Annotated in this window: 13 protein-coding genes and 1 rRNA gene; 13 read left to right on the top strand and 1 reads right to left on the bottom strand. The window is 50.4% G+C overall.

Translation table 11 applies throughout. From position 1 onward, the window contains the following. The first annotated feature begins 295 nt into the window (after positions 1-295). From BLW29_RS28645 to BLW29_RS28695, 11 genes are all read left to right on the top strand, one after another. The gene (locus BLW29_RS28645) at positions 296-2,998 is read left to right on the top strand and encodes a UxaA family hydrolase (RefSeq protein WP_090986142.1); all 2,703 of its coding nucleotides are present in this window, start codon (positions 296-298) and stop codon (positions 2,996-2,998) included. A 37-nt stretch (positions 2,999-3,035) separates the two neighbouring features. Next, complete coding sequence (locus BLW29_RS28650) at positions 3,036-4,001, top strand: aldo/keto reductase (RefSeq protein ID WP_090986144.1); 966 nt, start codon at positions 3,036-3,038, stop codon at positions 3,999-4,001. Positions 4,002-4,196: 195 nt separating this feature from the next. Next, positions 4,197-6,116: a YhgE/Pip domain-containing protein gene (locus tag BLW29_RS28655; RefSeq protein ID WP_090986146.1), complete on the top strand. Its 1,920-nt coding sequence runs from the start codon at positions 4,197-4,199 to the stop codon at positions 6,114-6,116. A gap of 226 nt (positions 6,117-6,342) precedes the next feature. Further along, the gene (locus BLW29_RS28660; protein ID WP_090986148.1) at positions 6,343-7,236 is read left to right on the top strand and encodes a phosphate/phosphite/phosphonate ABC transporter substrate-binding protein; all 894 of its coding nucleotides are present in this window, start codon (positions 6,343-6,345) and stop codon (positions 7,234-7,236) included. 32 nt (positions 7,237-7,268) lie between these two features. Then, on the top strand, positions 7,269-9,671 hold the full coding sequence (locus tag BLW29_RS28665) for a bifunctional diguanylate cyclase/phosphodiesterase (RefSeq protein WP_090986150.1): 2,403 nt from the start codon (positions 7,269-7,271) through the stop codon (positions 9,669-9,671). A gap of 103 nt (positions 9,672-9,774) precedes the next feature. Beyond that, positions 9,775-10,326 (top strand): GNAT family N-acetyltransferase, encoded by a 552-nt coding sequence (locus tag BLW29_RS28670; protein WP_256209016.1) that lies wholly within the window; start codon positions 9,775-9,777, stop codon positions 10,324-10,326. Between the two features lie 112 nt (positions 10,327-10,438). Further along, positions 10,439-12,172 carry a sensor histidine kinase gene (locus tag BLW29_RS28675; protein WP_256209017.1) on the top strand — a complete coding sequence of 578 codons (1,734 nt, stop codon included), beginning with the start codon at positions 10,439-10,441 and terminating at the stop codon, positions 12,170-12,172. Next, entirely contained in the window at positions 12,169-13,245 is a 1,077-nt protein-coding gene (locus tag BLW29_RS28680) for a response regulator transcription factor (protein ID WP_090986157.1), read from the top strand. Before BLW29_RS28675 ends, BLW29_RS28680 begins: the two co-directional genes overlap by 4 nt. 127 nt (positions 13,246-13,372) lie before the next feature. Further along, positions 13,373-15,091, top strand: coding sequence for an extracellular solute-binding protein (locus BLW29_RS28685; protein WP_090986159.1), 1,719 nt, complete (start codon positions 13,373-13,375; stop codon positions 15,089-15,091). 93 nt (positions 15,092-15,184) lie between these two features. Next, positions 15,185-16,075 (top strand): ABC transporter permease, encoded by an 891-nt coding sequence (locus tag BLW29_RS28690; protein ID WP_090986161.1) that lies wholly within the window; start codon positions 15,185-15,187, stop codon positions 16,073-16,075. A gap of 15 nt (positions 16,076-16,090) precedes the next feature. Then, positions 16,091-16,978, top strand: coding sequence for a carbohydrate ABC transporter permease (locus BLW29_RS28695; protein WP_090986163.1), 888 nt, complete (start codon positions 16,091-16,093; stop codon positions 16,976-16,978). A gap of 62 nt (positions 16,979-17,040) precedes the next feature. Here the strand turns inward: BLW29_RS28695 and BLW29_RS28700 are convergent, their stop codons facing one another. Further along, the gene (locus tag BLW29_RS28700; protein ID WP_256209019.1) at positions 17,041-17,910 is read right to left on the bottom strand and encodes an MBL fold metallo-hydrolase; all 870 of its coding nucleotides are present in this window, start codon (positions 17,908-17,910) and stop codon (positions 17,041-17,043) included. Between the two features lie 214 nt (positions 17,911-18,124). On the opposite strand from BLW29_RS28700, the gene BLW29_RS28705 reads away from it, so the two are divergent. Both BLW29_RS28705 and BLW29_RS28710 read left to right on the top strand, forming a co-directional pair. Next, positions 18,125-19,402, top strand: a complete 1,278-nt coding sequence (locus BLW29_RS28705; protein WP_090986167.1) for a hypothetical protein — start codon at positions 18,125-18,127, stop codon at positions 19,400-19,402. A 410-nt stretch (positions 19,403-19,812) separates the two neighbouring features. Then, a 16S ribosomal RNA gene (locus tag BLW29_RS28710) occupies positions 19,813-19,993 on the top strand; the annotation flags it as partial.

Consider the following 19,993-nt stretch of genomic DNA (forward strand, 5'->3'; position numbering starts at 1 on the left):
TGTGAGCGAGCACATCAATGTTTTAATATGATTCTAAATGAATAATTATTGTTTTACAATAAATTTTTACTATATAAAGATGTATTATTGTTGTTAAATCAATCTATTCTTCAGTTTACAACTACGTATTCCGATGAATCAGATGAAGAAGGATCTACGCCACGCTACTTGAATCTCGTGATATAATCTTACTAAACATGCCAGTTGGCCTTATAGGAATGGATAATATGAAAGCGCGCCCAACGATAGAGTTGGATGTCGCGGGAAATTTGGATGTTAAGGGAGCCGATTATCGATGGACGTCGTTTACCAATTTGAAGAAGTAGCCAGACTTCCTTTGCCCGGGGATAACTGCGCCGTTGCGATTCGCCAATTGAACGCCGGCACGGTCATTCAGTATGAAAGCCAATCCTTCGTCTTGGATTACACGGTTATGGAAGGTCATCGCTTCGCGGTACGAGCGATCGCTCCCGGCGAAGAGCTGCTTTCGTGGGAATTGCCTTTCGGGGTGGCGCTTATGCCGATTGATCCCGGTCACTATGTAATCAATGAAACCGTTCTGGGAGCGCTTAGTGTGCGTAAGTTGTCATTCTCACTGCCGCCTGTGCCCAATTTCGCGGACCAAGCTCATCCTTATCTTCTGGATGAGGAGAACTTCCAGGCTGCTCCGGCATCGCCGGCTTATACGGATACGCGCACGTTTATGGGATATCGCCGGCATGAAGATCGCGGGGTCGGCACGCGCAACTACGTCGTCCTGCTTGGCACCACGTCGCACACCGGCAGCTATGTGAAGCAGTTAGCCGCTCGTCTGCAAGGCGAATGCGCGAACTATTCGAATATCGATGGGATTGTCCCCGCTGCTCATACGGAGGGCGGTACGGAGAAGCCGAATAACGTGGACTTGCTGCTTAGGACGCTCGCCGGCTTTATGGTCAACCCGAATGTCGGTGCGGTATTGCTTGTCGATTATGGCAATGAATCGGTCACGAACCAGATGGTGGAGGCATATGCACGCGAGCACAGCTACGCGATTGATGATGTGCTTCATAAATTCGTATCGCTCACGGGCAGTTTCGAAGAGGAACTGGTTAGGGGTGAAGCGTTAGTACGGGAGTGGCTGCCGACGGTCAATACGATGCAGCGGACGCCAGAATCCATAAGCCACTTGCGAATCGGCTTGCAGTGCGGCGGTTCGGACGCCTTCTCCGGTGTATCCGCGAATCCGCTTCTCGGCTGGGTTTCGGAACAATTGGTTCGTTACGGCGGCGCGGCCAGTCTGGCCGAAACCGATGAATTGATCGGCGCTGAGCCCTATGTCCTGTCAAAGGTACGCAATGTGGAAACCGCACGCAAATTTCTGGAGCTATTGGACCGCTTTAAGGAGCGCACGTCTTGGCATGGAACAAGCGCGGAAGGTAACCCGTCGGGTGGTAACATGTATCGAGGCTTGTATAACATCTATCTCAAATCCATTGGCGCCGCGATGAAGAAAGACCCCGCAACCCGGATTGATTATGCAACCGAGTACGGAGAGCTCATGAAGGACGGCGGCTACTATTTCATGGACAGCCCCGGTAATGATCTGGAGAGCATCGCCGGGCAGGTGGCCGCAGGCTGCAATATGATCTTCTTTACGACGGGTAATGGATCAATAACCAATTTCCCGTATGTGCCGACGGTCAAGGTAGTCACGACAACTCGCCGATTCCAGCTGCTGTCGAACGATATGGATGTGAACGCAGGTAAATATCTGGAAGGCAAATCGATGGATGAGCTGGGACAAGAGGTATTCGAATTGGCGATCCAGATTGCCTCCGGCCAGCAGAGCGTCGGCGAGAAAGCTGGCCATGCTCAGGTGCAAATTTGGCGCAACTGGCAGCAGAACGATGCGAGCCAGCTGCAGACGCTGCTACACGCTCCCGCGCCGAGTGGAGCTCCGATCGCCATTCAAGAGGATGCTGCAGCGTTGGCTAATCCGATCCAGTTTACATTGACTCGGCAGCGTGATCGGCAGTCCAGCGGGAATATCGGCTTGATTGTGCCGACCAGCCTCTGTGCCGGTCAGGTAGCGGGCATGATCACCAAGCGATTGAACGAGCAAGGAGCGGGGCAGTCCGATCTCTCGGGCTTTGTCGCATTGGCACACACGGAGGGCTGCGGCGCTTCAGGGGGAACGGCCGAATCGCTGTTTGCCCGCACGATGATCGGCTACATCACGCATCCGATGGTGGAGCATTGTTTGCTGCTGGAGCATGGCTGCGAGAAAACGCATAACGATTATATGCGCCATCAGATGGAAGTGAGTGGCGTTGATGCGAGTCGACTCGGCTATGCCAGCATTCAGCTTGACGGCGGAATCGCCAAGGTGAGCGAGAAGGTCGAAGCTTGGTTCGCCGATCGATTGGCCGCGGCTTCGCCCGTAGAGAAGGTGACTGTCGGACTGGAAGGGCTGCGCATCGGGATTGTAAGCGACGGCCTCATTAGCGACGATGCCGGCGAGCAGCTGGCCGCGCTGACCAAGATGATCGTCGGTGCAGGTGGGTTGGTCGTCGTTCCTGAGAATAGCGGATTGCTTGCTGCGGCAGCATTCAGCCAACATCTATTGACTGCACCACAAGCTCAGCCATCCATCGCTTATGGAGAACATGCCCGCCAGAGCGGATTCCACATTATGGAGACGCCAACGACACACTGGGTCGAGACGGTCACAGGGCTTGTAGCTACCGGCGTGGAGATCGTGATTGCGTTAATCGGCAATCGTCCGATGCAGACGCATCCTTTCGTCCCGATGCTGCAAATCACATCCGAGCAGGCCGTGCTGCAGAAACATCAGCAAGATGTCGATTTGGTGCTCTCGGGCAGCCCGGCTGAATGGGCGAATCAAATTCTCGAGCTCAGCAAGCAAGTGTTGGAACATACTTATTCACCGCGTCTCTATAAGCAAGGGAATATCGATTTCCAATTGACGCGGGGGTTCTTAGGCGTATCTCTATAACGCAGCCATCTATGAAAGTGAGGATCATGCAATTTCAATGTCGAACACACTATTAACCAAACGGCCGCTCGGCAGTACCGGTCTGTACGTAACGTCGTTATGTCTTGGAGCCGCCCCGCTTGGGGATATGCCGGAAACCTTTCAATATGGCACGCCGGAAGAACAAGCCTTGGTAACGCTGCGCACCGCATTTGAAAGTCCCATCAACTTTATCGATACAGCTGCATCCTATGGTTTTGGCGAGAGTGAGCGGCGGATCGGCAAGGCCATTCAGGCCAATGGAGGACTTCCGGAGGGTTACGTGCTTGCCACCAAAGCGGACCGCGACTTCGCGACCGGCGATTTCAGCGGCGAGCAAATCAAACGTTCCGTCGAACAAAGTCTGGAGCGCTTGGGACTTGATCGTCTGCAATATGTTTATATTCACGATCCGGAACATACCACTTTCCAAAATGTCATGGGACCCGGAGGTCCGCTCGAAGTATTGCAGAAGCTTCAAGGTGAGGGAGTCATCGATCACATCGGCATATCCGGCGGACCGATCGATCTGCTCATTCAATACGTCGAAACGGGAGCGTTTAGCGCGGTGGAAACTCATAATCGCTATACACTGCTTAATCGAGCTGCGGAACCTCTGCTTGATGTTGCGAGTCGCATGGGCGTCGCCGTCATCAACGGTGCTCCTTATGGCAGCGGCATATTGGCCAAAGGTCCGGACGCATACGCCCGATATGCCTATAGCGAAGCTTCGCCGATCGTATTGGACAGAGCGCGTTCGTTCGTCAAAGTGTGCCAGGAGTTTAATGTGCCGCTGGCCGCAGCAGCCCTTCAGTTCTCGCTTCGCGACCCGCGTGTCACCAGCACGGTCGTTGGCATGAGCAAGCCGGAACGGGTAGCTCAGACGGTGGAACTCGCCAATTACCCGATTGCCCCTGAATTATGGCCGGCGCTGGATGCCTTCGGCTACGATGTGGACGATCCGGAAGCGAATCGATTTGATTAATAGCTACTCGTAAGTGGCTTAACAATAGCCGCGTCTACCCTCCACTAAAGACCCCATCTGCATTGCGGATGGGGTTTTTGGGCTATCCAGTTCATGAATAAGCTGCCAGCTCCGGAATGATTTCTCTCGATTGATAGATACTAAGGAAATGGTGGTACGAGGTCGAAGCGGTTGAATGATCGGGAGGCGAATGTCTTGAACTGGTTATGGAATGAATGGCGCAAGCTCTTTGGATCACGGAAAATGCTCGTACCCATAATCGCAATGTGCTTAATCCCCTCGCTTTACAGCGGAACTTATTTATGGACCTATTGGGATCCGTACGGGCACTTGGAAAGGCTGCCGGTCGCTGTCGTGAACGAGGACCAGTCGGTCGAGTACCAAGGTAAAACGTTTGCGATCGGCAATGATCTCGTGAATGAGCTCAAGAAGGACCGTTCCTTGGAATGGCGGTTTATGAATGCCGAGGAAGCGGATGAGGGGATTCGGAACCGGACGTATTATTTCGAAATCTTCATTCCTTCCGACTTCTCTCATCGGGCGACAACCTTGGGGACAGGGCAGCCAACGCCGCTTGAGTTGACCCTCAAGCTGAACGAAGGCCTTAATTACATCGTGAGCAAAATTGGCAAATCGGCCGTCGAAACGATCAGGCAGCGGCTATCGGAAGAGCTATCGACAAGCTACGCCAAAGCCATATACGAACAGCTTACCCCGCTCAGCAAGGGCTTCCAGAAGGCGAGCGATGCTGCGTCGCGGCTCGAAACCGGCCTTGTACAGTCGGCTGACGGCACGAAAGCGCTTCTTGCGGGATTACGTAATGGACAAGTTCCCATAACGAAGCTGGAACAAGGTGCTTCCGAGCTGGCGTCTGCATCGGGCCGTCTCTCCGGAGGCGCCGAGCAGTTAGGACAAGGCGCCACCAAGCTTTCCGGCGGCCTGATAAGTCTGAGCAAGGCGATGGATCAGCTGAAAGCAGGAAGCACGGAGGCTGCTCAAGGGGCGGATAAGGCGTCGGCTTCGGCAAAGCAGCTGAATGCTGCGTTGTCGAACTGGCTTGCAGCTCACCCTGATGAGGCCAAAGACGCGGATCTGACGCTCATCGGAAAACAAAGCAAGCAGATGTCCGATGCGATCGATCGAGTAAGCGGCGGTGTAAACGCGCTGTCCAAAGGCGTTGCCGAAGCCGGCGGCGGTGCGGAGCAGCTCTCGAACGGAGCCGGACTCTTCGCGAGCCAGCTGGCGGCACTTGGCGATGGCGCATCAAAGCTGCGCGACGGCGCAGCTTCTGCTGCGGATGGTATCCATAAAGTGGCAGGCGGGTGGAACAGCCTTACGACTAATGTTGTTAAATTGTCGGACGGCCAGCAATCGCTCGCGCAAGGAGGCGCAGAGCTGAGCGTTGGGTTATCGGAAGGCGCGGAGAAAGCGGCGAGCATTCACGCATCGGACCCTTTATTCGCGATGCTCGCCAATCCCGTCCATTTGAAGGAGCAGGCCCTTCATCCCTTGCCCAACTACGGTACGGGTGTCGCGCCGTTTTTCGTTTCGCTCAGTCTATATATCGGTGCGCTCTTATTTGGCAACGTCTTTTCCTTCAGAGCGACGAGTGCGGCTCCCCCGTCGGGATGGTTATGGTTCCTCTCGAAATTTGGCGTGCTCGCCTTGATTTCGCTCGTTCAGAGCGCCGTCGCCAGCTTAATTCTGATTCCCGGGGTCGGCTTAAGTCCATCTTTCCCGTTCGCATTTTTTGCTTTCGCCTTCTTATCCAGTCTTGTATATATGTCCGTCGTTCAAGTGCTGATTACGGCATTTGATGATCCCGGGAAGCTGCTGGGCATTATCGTTCTCGTCCTACAGCTGACGGCTACCGGAGGCGTGTTCCCTGCGGAGCTGACGCCGGGCATTATGCAGGCGCTTCACGGGGGATTGCCCATGACGTATTCGGTGGAAGGATTCCGCGCGCTGCTGTCAACGGGCGACTACGCGCTTGTGCGGCAGGATGCGCTGATATTGGTCATTTTTGCAGTGGTTCCGGCCTTGCTCACGTGGATGGTTCTGTCGTACTTGCACAAGAAATCGAAGGAAAGAAGCGGACTCTTGGAAGGCACCTGATCAGAATTGTTGGATGACATGGAGTTCAATAAAAAACTCGACCTTATCAATGAGGTCGGGTTTATTTGTGTTCAGGGGTCCTCATCTACTGCTCCAATCGGCTCAGTTTCCTGCTTCAAAAATCTTTTTCGCAGTTTACAATCCATAAATGTACCCATGTTACGATTAACTGGATTAAATGATGGTTGAAATAATAATCGCTGTAGGGAACGAGTAGGAGGAGCAGATGAAACGCGGGCTGATTCTTTTCATTTTCATTGCGGTCATTTTAGGGCTAGGGTATTACATAGGGTTTGGCCAAGAGCCGAACCAACTGACAATTGGGTTAGTGCCTTCAGGCGACCCCGAAACTATGAAGAAAAACTTCGAACCGGTTCGTGCCTATTTAGAAACGGAGACGGGGTATAAAGTCGTGACGACGATTCCCAAAGATTATGCGGGTCTCATTCAAGCGATGAAGAACAAAGAGGTGGATATCGGCTGGTTTGGAGCCTTCTCTTACATTGCCGCCAAGAGCGAGATGGAGCTGGAGCCACTCGTCATTCAATATCGTAAAGGCACGGGCATTACATACCGATCGTTGATCATAACCCGGGCGGATTCGAACGTCCATACAATAGAAGATCTTCAAGGAAAGACGTTTGCCTTTGTGGATCCGGGTTCTACTTCCGGTTTTGTCATTCCATACTCCTTATTCAGCAGCCGACACATCGATATGACCCACTATTTTGCGAAAACGGTGTATTCCGGATCGCATGATTCGGTGCTTGCGGATGTCATGGAGAAGCATGCGGACGCTGGGGCGATGGAGGATCTTACTTTGAAGAAGCACATCGAAACGGGCAATTACAAGAACGAGGATATCCGTATCCTCTGGCAATCGAATGAAATTCCCGGCTCTCCCTTCGTGGCAAGAGCGGATCTGTCCAACCAAGCCAAGAAGAAGTTTAAGACGGCCATGCTGACGATTCATGAGAAATCCCCCGACTCGATACGAGTGCTGGATGCGACAATCGCGAAATACGAGGAAGTTCGGGATAGTCAGTACAACGAGATTAGCAATATATCAAACGTGCTGGGGAAACAATTCATCCTAGATAATTTCTTAAAGAAGAAATAAGCGCTGACTCAAGCACAAAGGGGTTTCCTACTTTGAAATGGAATAGCATCAAGTTCATGTCCACAGCTTTGATTCTAAGCCTTGGCATGGTGGTCATCCTCGCATTCGGGCACACTTCCTTCAACAATACGAAATCGAACTTTAAGCAATCCTATTTCAAGGAATCGCAGCTTAAGCTGGAGCAGGCACAACTGCAGTTTGAAAATTTAATCCGAGGAGCTAATCAGTTCCTCGCGCAGTTCTCCCAGACAGATGACGCGATGAATGCGGCTACTGTAACGGACCCGTCCCGCTTGAAATTCCTGCTTCAAACGGTGCAGCAGACGATTCTGAACAGCAGCTCGGTAAAGCTCGGCCTAGCGAACGGAACGTTGTACAGCGGACCTTCCGCAGCCATGCCAGCCAGTTACGACCCCAGAGAGCAGATGTGGTATGTGCTGGGCGACCGATCCGTGACGAAGCCGATTTGGACGGAACCTTATCTGGATTACTTGAACCAAAAAATCATTATTACGGCATCGCGTACGATATGGTCTCACAGCGGAGAGCCCATTGGCGTTCTCGCGGTGGACTTTGATTTATCATCCATTAGCGGGTATATCGGCGGCTCCAAGATCGGAACCCAAGGCTTTGTGATGCTCTTAAGCCCAAGCGGCACCATCCTGGCGGATACGGATAATTTCGCAATAGGGGAGAAGCCGTTCGGGGATCGGTTCGCGGCTATTGCGACGAATGCACAAGTGAAGCCGATTGCGTATAGCTTTAAGGGAAAACCTTACTATATCAAGCTGAATCTTGTTCGCGAGAACGGCATGGCGGTTGTGACCGGCGTTAGTATGAAGGAAATCGATGAGCATGTGTGGGCCGTGCTCTTTCCCGTTTTCTTAACCGGTTTCATCTGTCTGGCGTTATTCGGCTTGGTTACGTATTATTTCGTGCTGAAGGGGATTGCGCCTCTGCAACGACTGGTTAGTTTAATGAAATCGGTGGAACACGGCGATTATAGCGTCCATGCAACGATACAAACGTATGAGGAGATTCGCAGTCTATCTCAGAGTTTCAATCTGATGACGGAAGGACTCAGTAAGCGCGATGAAGAGTTGAGTGCATCCAATGAGAAAATATACCGACTTGCGTATTTCGACTCGTTGACGGGCCTGCTCAATCGCCGCCACTTGCTGGAAACGACGACAGACGCCTTATCGGGAAATCCCGAATTGGGGATTGCCGTCATTTATGTGGACTTGGACAATTTCAAGTTTATTAACGATACGCTCGGCCATTCAGCGGGAGATCAGGTATTAGTCGAGGTAGCCTCGCGTTTGGAAGCGATCGCTTACTCGGATAAGTATGCTTCGCGTATCGGCGGTGATGAATTCATCGTCGTGCTGCACAATGTGGAGAACAGAGGGGTGGTGGAGGAGGCCTTGCAGCAGCTCATCCTTTCCCTAGAGCTCCCGATTTATCATCAGAAGCAGATTTGTAATGTATCCGCGTCTCTAGGCGTATCCTTCTATCCGGAGCATGGCGCAACGATGGAGGAGCTGCTGCAGAAGGCGGATATGGCCATGTACCAGTCCAAGGCCAAGGGGAAGAATCAATATTGCGTGTTTGATAAAAGCATCCAACTGCAAATCACCGAAAAAGCCTATATCGAGCGCAGCATCAAAGAAGCGCTGCGAAATCATCAATTCGAGCTCTACTATCAGCCTATCTATGATTGCGCGGAAGGATGCATTACCAGTGTGGAGACACTTCTAAGGTGCAACTCGCCTGCGCTCCTGGGTATTCCCACACAGACGATTATTGAAACCGCGGAGCAGACCGGACTCATTATCCCGCTGGACAAGTGGGTGCTTGAAGAGGCATGCCGCTTTGCCGGTAAGCTGAACGCCGGCCGCTCTCGAAGCATAAGAGTCACGGTCAACGTATCCGCCAACGATATTGCGCAGCAAGGCTTTGTCCAGCAAGTGGAGGATGCGCTAAGTCGGAATCAATTAAATCCGGATTGGCTGGGGCTGGAATTGACGGAAACGGTATTGATCAATTCCTTCGAGGGAAGCCGCAGCAAGCTGGAGGCATTAAAGGAAATCGGAGTTCGTATTTATTTAGATGACTTCGGTACAGGCTACTCCTCTCTGAATTATTTGAAGCTGCTCCCCATCGACTACGTCAAAATCGATAAGAGCTTCGTGATTTCCATGCTGCAGTCCGATCGAGACGGGCTGTTCATGAAAACACTCGTGGAGCTTACGCACACGATTGATTTAAAGGTAGTCGCAGAGGGCGTAGAAACGGCTGAACAAGAGCGCATGCTGCTCCACTATCAATGCGATATGCTGCAGGGTTATCATATTGGACGGCCGCGAAATGAAGAGAACATGCTTCGTGATTTGTATCCAGAGCTCGAAGTAGAAAGTTTACAAAACCTATAACTAGAATTCATATAAACCCCTACCTCCTTATATAAACTGGAATGGTCCGAGAGACGAATCAGAAGGAGTAGGGTGGTCGTTCACAATACTTAAAAAACATGATTTGCATGAATGCCATTCGCTGCATCATTTAATGATGGATCCTGCCGTTTTTCCTTACGTCCGTAATAAGTGCAAGTCCTACGAAGAATATTTGTTCACCACGAAACAGTGGATCTCACAGGAATCGCAGGGAACCTTGATTTCGAGAACGATTATGAATGAGCTAGGACATCCGATTGGTACGATTCAGTTATACGATATTGGGAATCGAACAGGCTTCTTGGCGACTTGGATAGGAGCGCCTTATTTTGGCCAAGGGTACAATGCGCGCGCCAAAGAATGCTTCATGACGGAGCTGTTTCTTGAACATGGCATCGAGACGGTGTATTTGAAGATTCGCAGCCACAATATTCGTTCGAAGAAAGCGGTAGAGAAGCTGCCGTATGTTCAGCTCGCGAATGAACGCAGCCCGCAGATCTTTGAATCGATCAATTCCACGCAGCATGTCTATGATCTGTATCAAGTGGAGCGGGCCGGCTTCTTAGAGAGACAAAGCCGAATCCTGCCAACCAAGACGACAAGAGAATGGCCCGGTTTGCTGCAAGAAGGATAAACCTCCGAAGTGGCGAATATTGTTCCATACTTGAAGTGAGGTGGCAGAGGTGCGGGGCATTCGCTCGATAAAGACGACCAGAACAATTCCCAGGAATATAAGTTTCTTGCATGTGCTGCTTAATCGGTTCGGTTTCTCCTCGCTGCGCAAACGAATTATGATCCTGCTGACGGTTGGTTTAGTCGGCTTTGCCAGCTTAATGGCACTGGTCTCATACAATGCGATTTATACCATGCAGCACGATAAAATCAAGACCTCCATGGCTTTCGATCTCTACCAGCAAACAACGAAGCTGAACCAAATGTACAATAACTTGCTTCAAGTTACGCAGCAGATGACGCCGGAAGGCACGGTGGGCAATCTGATGGAGTCCTATCTCTCAGCCAAGGACTCGTATAGTCAGCGTATTCTCTCTCGTGATATCTCCTACAATATCGGATTAATCACCTTCTCCAATCCGGCCATGCAGCTGGTGATGTATTTTCATCCCGAAACCGGACAGCCTGCTTTATCGAATTTGCCTCTGCGGGGAGACTTTACGCTGCAATCCTTGCCTGATGTCTCCGGCATGGGGCAGCTGAAATACCAGTCCCCGCATAAATCGTTATGTCGATTCAGCGATGATCAGGTGGTGTCCGTCACACGGGAAGTGAAATTCTCAGACGGCACGCAATTAGTCGTTTATGTCGAAGCCAAGACCGACATTTCGACAGATATGAATTCGCTTTCAGAAAGCGTAAACATGCCCTATTCGCTTGTTTTCACCGATTCTGCGGGTTTGGTGACCTATAATAGCAGTGATTCGGCGGCGTTTGCTGCCGGCCAGCGGCTCATGCTAAGCGGACAATCGGGTTCAACGGACGGTTATGTATGGAACCGAATGACGGGCGATTACGGATACGGCATCACGCTGCTTCTTCCCGTCTCTTATTACAATCACGAGCTCTATACATGGAAGAATCATATGTATTGGATTCTCGCTATTGCCCTGCTGATGATGTTTCTGCTTACGCTGCTGCTGCGGCGGCTCATTAACGGTCCGTTTCAACTCATCGAGAGGGAAATGAGGACGTTTGGCAAGGGCTACATGGGGACCAGCCAATATCGTACGGGAATCGATGAATTTGACCGGATATTCGATCAGTTCAATATAATGAAACGGCAAATTCAGCAGCTCATTATAGACGTGGAGCAGAAGGAGAAGCGCCGGCATCAGCTCGAGATCGAGAAGCTTGCCTACCAGATCAATCCGCATTTCCTGATGAATACGCTCAATTCGGTTCGCTGGCTGGCGGTCATGCATAAGCAAGCGAAGATTGAGAAATTTGTTTCTTCGTTAATTAATCTGTTGAATTATAACTTAGGTAAATCTAAGGAAACCGCGACCTTCCGATCAGAAACAGAGGTTATGCGTACTTACCTGGAGCTGCAGCAGATGCGGCATGATTTTGAAGTGAAGCTGGATATCGAGGAAGGGTGCTATCTGGATAGCCCGGTAGCAAGGTTTATCCTGCAGCCTATCGTAGAGAATGCCGTCTGTCACGGCCTTGATGATCACGGCATGCTGGAAATCTCCATCTCCCCTGATGAAACGGCGCAGATGGTGCACATTATCATCCGCGATGATGGCAAAGGGCTGAGCCAGGAGACACTGGCTCTACTGCAGCGCGACACGCCGGATCAGCAGCAGACGGGATGGGGGATCGGACTTCGATATGTGCGATCCATGCTGGAATCATTTTATGGCCATAACGCTCGTATGGGTATAGAGAGCACGCCGAACCAAGGCACAACGGTAACGTTAGATCTACCTTATCTTCAGCATAGAGAGGAGAAAGCGATTTGATCCGAGTATTAGTCGTCGATGATGACAAACTGGCGCGCAAAGGATTGATTTCGATCATGCCTTGGTCAAGTCACGATATGGTTGTTGTCGGGGAAGCGGCCAACGGCGCGAAGGCGCTGGAGTTTATGGAAAGGCATGAGGTGGATCTCATGTTCGTGGATCTCTCGATGCCGGTCATGTCGGGCATGGAGCTGCTTCAGGTGACCAAGCAACGATTCCCGGGGCTTCGCTCCGTGATCTTATCCTTCCATGAAGAGTTCGAGAATGTGCAAACGGCTTATCGCATGGGGGCACTCGATTACCTATCGAAGGTCCGATTGGAATCCGAGGACGACGAGCAAATATTGAAACGAATCCAGCAGCAAATGACCGGTGACCTGTCGCGTCAGACCGTAGCTAATCCCCCTGCATTATCGATTGCTGCTCCTGCCCCTGAATCCAACACCCATACCAAAGAAGAAGAAGTGTGGTCCGGACTGGAGCAAGAGTGGCGCGCTCTTTACTGGCTGTATAATGAATCGGTCTTTCAGCGCCTATGCAAGCAGACGATTGAAGCCAAGGTTTCGTTTCGCCGTGTAGAAGGCTTGTTCATGCGCGTCCTTTCCCAACTCGAGACGATTACGGCACTGGATATCGAGCTCCGCTCGGATGCCAATGACGTTCGCTCGGCGGTTGAATGGCTGCGCGATTACAGGAAACGAGTGTACGCGCAGGTTAGAGCCTCATCGGACTTTACGAACACGACGACCAGTATTCTCAAGGCGGTATGGTTCATTCGCGAGCAGGCTTCCAACACGCTGCATGCCGAGGAAGTCGCGGATCATGTCCATATGAGCCGGAGTTATTTTAGCCAATGCTTTAAGAAGCTGACGGGTTCGACGTTCAATGACTACTTAAGACAAGAGCGGATGAGAGCTGCCGAGCGGCTGCTGTGCGAAACCAATCAGTCCATCGCGTGGGTGGCTCATGCCGTAGGCTACAATGATTCCAAGTATTTCTCTCAGCTCTTCTATGAGCAGACACGTCTGTTGCCCTCCGAATTCCGAGCGCAATTTCACAAGGGGGACGATTGATTGCAAACGATCGAACAAATATCCACCTCAGTCCTGTATTCGCCGCAAAACGCGGCACATCCGTCTGACTTTTTTTCATCGCTTCCCATGTACAATGAAAAGGCAAGAAACAAAGGGGAGGGTTAAGATGAAAAGGAAAATGGCATTGTTGCTTTCCACTGCATTACTTGGTTTAACTGTGACAGCATGTAGTTCCAATGATTCATCGAACAATAATGTGAAAGCGTCTTCAAATTCAGACACGAACTCCGCAACCCCGGCATTAACGGGAGATGATCTGGCTTTCTCTAAATTCCCGAAGCCTGTTGATGTTCACATCGGCATGGTGGTGGATCCGACAGACAAGACGCTGCCGGAAGGCGACAGCGTAAGCAACAACCCGTACACCCGTTATCTGAAGGACAAGTACAACATCAACATTATTGTTGATTGGACCGCGGCTACCGGTAACGACTTCAAACAGAAGGTCAGCTTGACGATTGCATCGGGCAAACTGCCTGACGGCATGGTCGTCGACGATCGTTCCTTTATGACCAAAGCAGCCAGCTCAGGACTGCTCTATGATATCACCGATATTTTCAATCAATATCAATCCTCGCAGGTGAAGGAAATCATGGCGAGTACCGAGGGCCGTGCACTCGAGAATGCCAGCTTTGACGGTAAAATGGTAGCGCTTCCGAATATCACGGTGGATACCGATGGCGTTCATGTGCTCTGGATTCGCAAGGATTGGCTGGATAAACTGAGTTTGCCGGTGCCGAAGACGCTGGCCGATATCGAGAAAACGGCGAAAGCGTTCATCGATAACAAGCTTGGCGGGGACAAAACGATCGGTGTCGCCGGTCCATCCAAAAACTCGTTCCCTTATTCGACCTTCCTTGTTTCCTCTAACAATATGGGAGGCTTCGATCCGATCTTTGGCGCGAATGATGCTTACCCTGGTTACTGGCTCGACAATGGCGACGGTACGGTATCGTACGGAACGACTTCCGACAATACGAAGAAAACGCTGGCTTTGCTGGCTGACTGGTACTCGAAAGGACTTATTGATCCCGAGGTAGGCACACGTGACAACGTAGGCGATCCGATTAATGCCAATCAGACGGGAATTTTCTTCGGCCCATGGTGGAATGGCGGCTACGGCAACGGGGACTCTTTCAAGAATGATCCGACTGCGAACTGGCAGGCCTATCCGGTTTATACTGACGACAACAAGTGGAATACCCATATGAAGACGACCGGCAGCACGTACACGGTTATTAGCAAAAATGCTAAACCGGATGTCGTGAAAGCCATCATGATCATGAATAACGCGCTTGTACGCGATGAATCGACCTTCGATCTATCGGTTAGTGTGGGCTGGTATCCGCTTCGCAACGTTATGGCTGCAGCCAACGAGACGGAATACGAGTACACCGAGCTTCTGAAAGTACTGAAAGGCGAAACGAATCCTGAGGATTACAATAAGCCGAACAGCTTGTACAAACTGATGTACGCGGATGCGAAGAAGGTTAAGGACGTCGTGAAGCCTCCATACGATGATCTCAATGTCAGCAACTTCAGCACGGCGAACTTCGGTGATTTCCAACGCTTATACTCCCTCTTGATCGGCGATCGTCCGTTTACGACGGTTCCTATTGATAAGAAGGTCTTCAGCGTAACCTACAACCAGACACCGACCATGGAAACCAAATGGGCGAATCTGAAGAAGATGGAAGATGAGATGGTTATGAAGATCATCCTGGGCCAAGCGTCCATCGACTCCTTCGACAAATTCGTGAGTGATTGGAAGTCGCAAGGCGGAGACGAGATCACGGCGGAAGTCGCACAGCTCTTGAAGAAGTAATGATGCAGAAGCTTGCGGAAGGCGCTGCCGATGAGGAGTGTCTCCCGCAAGCTTTACTCCTAAATAGGGAGAAGGAGAGGGAGGTTAGCCGGAATGAGAAAATTGGGCCATCAGAAGCACTATTATTTGATGCTGCTGCCGGGTATGGTCTGGCTTGTGATGTTCAGCATTGTGCCGATGTTCGGCATTCTGATGGCATTTCAGAATTATAATCCGGGAGCGGGCCTGTTCAAATCCGAGTGGGTCGGGCTGGAGAACTTCAAGTATATGTTTCAGCTTAATGACAGCAAGACGGTTATCGTCAATACCTTAATCATCGCTGTCGGCAAAATCGTGCTTAACCTGATTGTGCCGCTGATCTTCGCCATTCTGCTAAATGAGCTTCGCAGCTTGCGTTATAAGAAGCTGGTTCAGACTTTTGTTTACCTGCCGCACTTTCTGTCCTGGGTTATCATGTCCACGATTGTCATTGGGATTTTCGGCTATTATGGCGTTATCAATACAGTGCTCGGCATGTTTGGCCATGATCCCAAACTGTTTATGGCGGATGCGGGCATTTTCCGGCAGATCGTCATTGGAAGCGATGTGTGGAAAGAGTTCGGCTATAACGCGATTATCTATCTTGCGGCACTGACAGGCATTAATCTCAATCTGTACGAGGCGGCTGCCATTGACGGCGCTAACCGCTGGCAGATGATTCGGCATGTTACGCTTCCCGCGTTGACGACCACGGTTGTTCTGCTTGGCGTCTTGAGTTTGGGGAACGTACTGAACGCCGGCTTCGATCAAGTGTATAACCTGTATAACCCGCTTGTTTTTTCAACCGGAGATATTTTGGACACATGGGTATACCGGCTGGGCTTGCAAAATCTTCAGTTCTCGCTGGCGACGGCTGCTGGGTTGTTCAAGTCGGTCATTAGCTTTGTGCTGATTTTCATATCCTATCGTCTGGCATATCGGTATGCCGATTACACGGTATTCTAAAAGGAGGACGCTGCATTGGTCAGAAATACAACGTTAGGCTCGCGGACGTTTGAAATTGCCAATATTATCGTCCTCGGTATTCTGCTTATAAGCTGTGTATACCCGCTGTGGTATACGTTCTGTGTATCCATCTCCATCAAGTCCGCGGCTAATGCAGGCTTGGTTACCATTTATCCGATCGGCTTCTCGTTGGCCCCGTATAAGGAAATTATCAACGACAGCTTGTTCTTTAACGCGTTCTGGATTTCCATCCAGCGCACCGTGCTCGGTACGTCGTTTTCCTTGCTGATGACCGTATTAATGGCGTATCCGCTGGCTCGGCCTAAGAGAGATTTTAAAATGCGCAATACGTTCATGTGGGTCCTTGTCTTCTGCATGCTGTTTAACGGAGGCTTGATCCCTTGGTACCTCACGATCCAAAACTACCACATGATCGATACGATCTGGGCTTTGGTGCTGGGCGGAGGCGTGCCGGTCTTCGATGTCATCCTGATCATGAACTTCTTCAAGAATCTGCCGAAGGAGCTCAATGAGGCTTCTGTAGTCGACGGTGCCGGTCCATGGTCCGTTCTGTTCCGGGTGTATATCCCATGCTCGATTCCTGTGCTTGCGGCAGTTGCGTTGTTCCTTGCCGTGTATCACTGGAATGAGTTCTTTAACGGCCTGGTGCTGATGAACACGGCTGCCAAATATCCGCTTCAGACTTATATTCAGCAGTTGGTCGTCAATATTCCGGTCGGCACCAGCCTGACGCCGGAACAATATAAGAAGCTTTCGGAGCTGTCTAACCGGACGCTGAACTCGGCCAAGGTGTTTATCGCCATGGTACCGATGCTAATCGTATACCCTTTCCTGCAAAGATACTTCGTATCCGGTATTATGCTGGGTGCGGTGAAGGAGTAGGGCGAGGCGAGCCAGATGAAAAAACCACATCCCTATGAGGATGTGGTTTTTTAACGTTAGTGTCATGCTTCGAATATCTGCAGTCCGTCATACGCGACGATAACGTTGAATCTGCTTTGATCCAACGTTGTTTGCATTTCATCATGCAGCAAGTGATGTTTGTGATTGATATGCGTAGCATACACGGGTGTTTGTTCGTCAATAAGCCCGGTGCTTTCCATGCGCTCGAGCATAAGCAAGAAGTTTGGAATGTCCAGATGGCCGTCAATGTACAAGCCGCGGTCTTGTCTGCCGCCGAACGTGCATTCCATAATGAGTAGATCCAGCTTTTTGCCGCTTAGATAGTCCCACGTCTCCTCGGGATACCAGCCGGTATCGCATGCGTACAGCATCGTGTGCCCGCTCGGAATACTAATCATATAATTGAGCGCCAGTTCATTTTCGCCAAATGCGTGATGACTCGATTTTACCGGTGTTACGACAAGGTCTCCGACTGTATAGGTCTCAAAGTAGTCCAGCGGCACCAATACGTATTTAGAGTGCAGCTCTGCTTTTTTCTCCGGACTTAGATGTGTGCTATAGCTGTCCATCAATCGTTCGGCCCATGGGAGTGCTTGCTGACTGAGATAAATGTTCAGCGGCTGCGGCTGCGGATCCACCGCGCATTCCTTCACGATAATTTCTGCAAGGTCGAAATGGTCTTCGTGTGTATGGGTGATCAGCAAATGCTCCAGTTCAAACACGTCCAGATTGAGAGTCTGCATTTGATAGAAAATATCTGGACTAAAGTCGATTTGATGCTTGCCATCAATTCGGAACGAGGATCTTGTGCGAATGTCCTTGCCGCCCCGTTTTCTTACTTCATTGCAGTAATCGCAACGGCAGTAATAACAGGGGCATCCTTCGGCAGCCGCAGTGCCCAAAAATATCATATTCACAAAGCATGTCCTCCTTCAGGATAATTTCAATAATTGCAGCATGATAGCGGAACCTACAAAGTTAGTATAGTGAAGAAGTATAATGCGACTGTTAGTTCAATGTAAAGAAAACGATTACATTAATAATTGACGTGCTTTAGTTTCCAAATTATGATGGATTGTGTATTGAAACGTTTCAATAGAATGGTTTCGTGAAGGAGAGAGTGTTATGAAGCAAACGACGGAAGTATACGAACAGCTTTCGGAGAAGGTCAAAGCGTTCGCTGATCGCCAGCATATGGACTCGTATCGCTTGATCGACGCTTGCCGCAATCCGCGTACCGGTCTGTATGGCGATGCCTATTTCAGCTTTGGCAGTAATCCAGAGCAGATGTGCTCTGTGGCTGCTACCGGAGTCGGCTTGATCAGCCTATGTGTCGCGGATCATGAAGGCTGGGATGACCAAGCGGCAGAGAAAGTGAAGCTTACGCTAAACGCCGCACTGGGCCATGTAGATGGCTGCCGTCCTACAAGGGATGAATCGACTGGCTTCTTCGCTCATTTCATAGATATGGACTCGGGCAATAACGATGTGGGTTCCGAAATATCGACGATTGATACGACGTTGCTCGTAACCGGAGCTCTCTTCGCTGGGCAGCATTTTAAAGAGAAAGCGCCCGAGATTGACGCGATGGCCCATGAGTTGCTGGATCAGATCGATTGGCGTGTCGTCATCGCCGATAAGGATAAAGGCATCATCAACATGATTGTCAAAGACGGTAAAGGAATTGCGCCGCTGCCGGCATTTAACGAATATGTAATGGTTGCTTATCTGGCCAAACTCGCAGAGCCGGATCACCAAGATATCGCCGAGTTGTGGGATAATACGTTTGCGGTTGATCAAATCACCAATTATCCGCAGAAGCTTTACCGGGATATACCGGTCATCACCGACACGAACACAACCGACAACCATCTGGCGTTTCTGTCTTCATTCGTGCATCAGTTCCCTTACTATTTAGTGCCGGACTATGCGAAGAGCGAAGTCTACAACAAGTTCTATGAGAATGCTTGTCTGGCAGACCGGTTAAAGTGGAAAGAGCTTAGCGATGTGCCTTCCTACGTGTGGGGATATGGAGCGGGCGCCAATGACGGCCTTTACAACACGTATCACGCCGATAAAATCAATGATTCGCCGGGGAATGTCGCTTCTGCTTATATCATAGCCGGCTTCTTGCCGGTGTACCCAGCGGGTATTCACGACATGTATGCGATGTATCAGCTGCATATTCCATATGACGTGTATACGAATCCGCAAGACCCGGAAGATGAAGCCAAATTCAAAGCAGCTTACAAATACGGGGTGCATCGTTTCTCCTGGTGGCATCTTGAAGGAGCAGAGCGCTGGTATCCGGAGAAAGTAACGGTCATCGATTGGAGCTCCATGCTGTATGGCATGACGGCGTTCAAGCGAGGCATGTCCTTCTTTACCGACCGATTAAAATAAGCATAGCAGTAGTAAAGGTTCGACTGCGATGTGCAGTCGGGCCTTTTTGTTATAGCAATGCATAGTAATGAAATTTAATTGTATAATAATACCTGTTGCTATAGTCGTATCTTCCGTGTTATATTATATTTCTGCCTCCGAGACATTAACTTAGAAGCGGTGATCGAGACAAAAACAAGTTGAAAAATAAAGCTTGCAATCATGTTTCGAATCATGGTAAGATCTAATTCCGGTCATGAGCCGGAAGGAAATAAACGAGAGTAACACGAAGTATTTGTTCTTTGAAAACTGAACAATGAGCGACCAGTCAAATGGTTATAAATCGCGAAACTAACGTTTCGCAAAGCTAGTTTTTTGAATGAGCTAACAAGCGAATTCTTAAAAATGGCCAAGCCTTCGGGCTTACCACTTTTATGGAGAGTTTGATCCTGGCTCAGGACGAACGCTGGCGGCGTGCCTAATACATGCAAGTCGAGCGGAGTTATTCCTTCGGGGATAGCTTAGCGGCGGACGGGTGAGTAACACGTAGGCAACCTGCCTGTAAGACCGGGATAACATTCGGAAACGAATGCTAATACCGGATATGCAATT

Origin of the sequence: Paenibacillus sp. CF384 (assembly GCF_900106745.1) — a bacterium.
Lineage (GTDB): Bacteria > Bacillota > Bacilli > Paenibacillales > Paenibacillaceae > Paenibacillus_Z.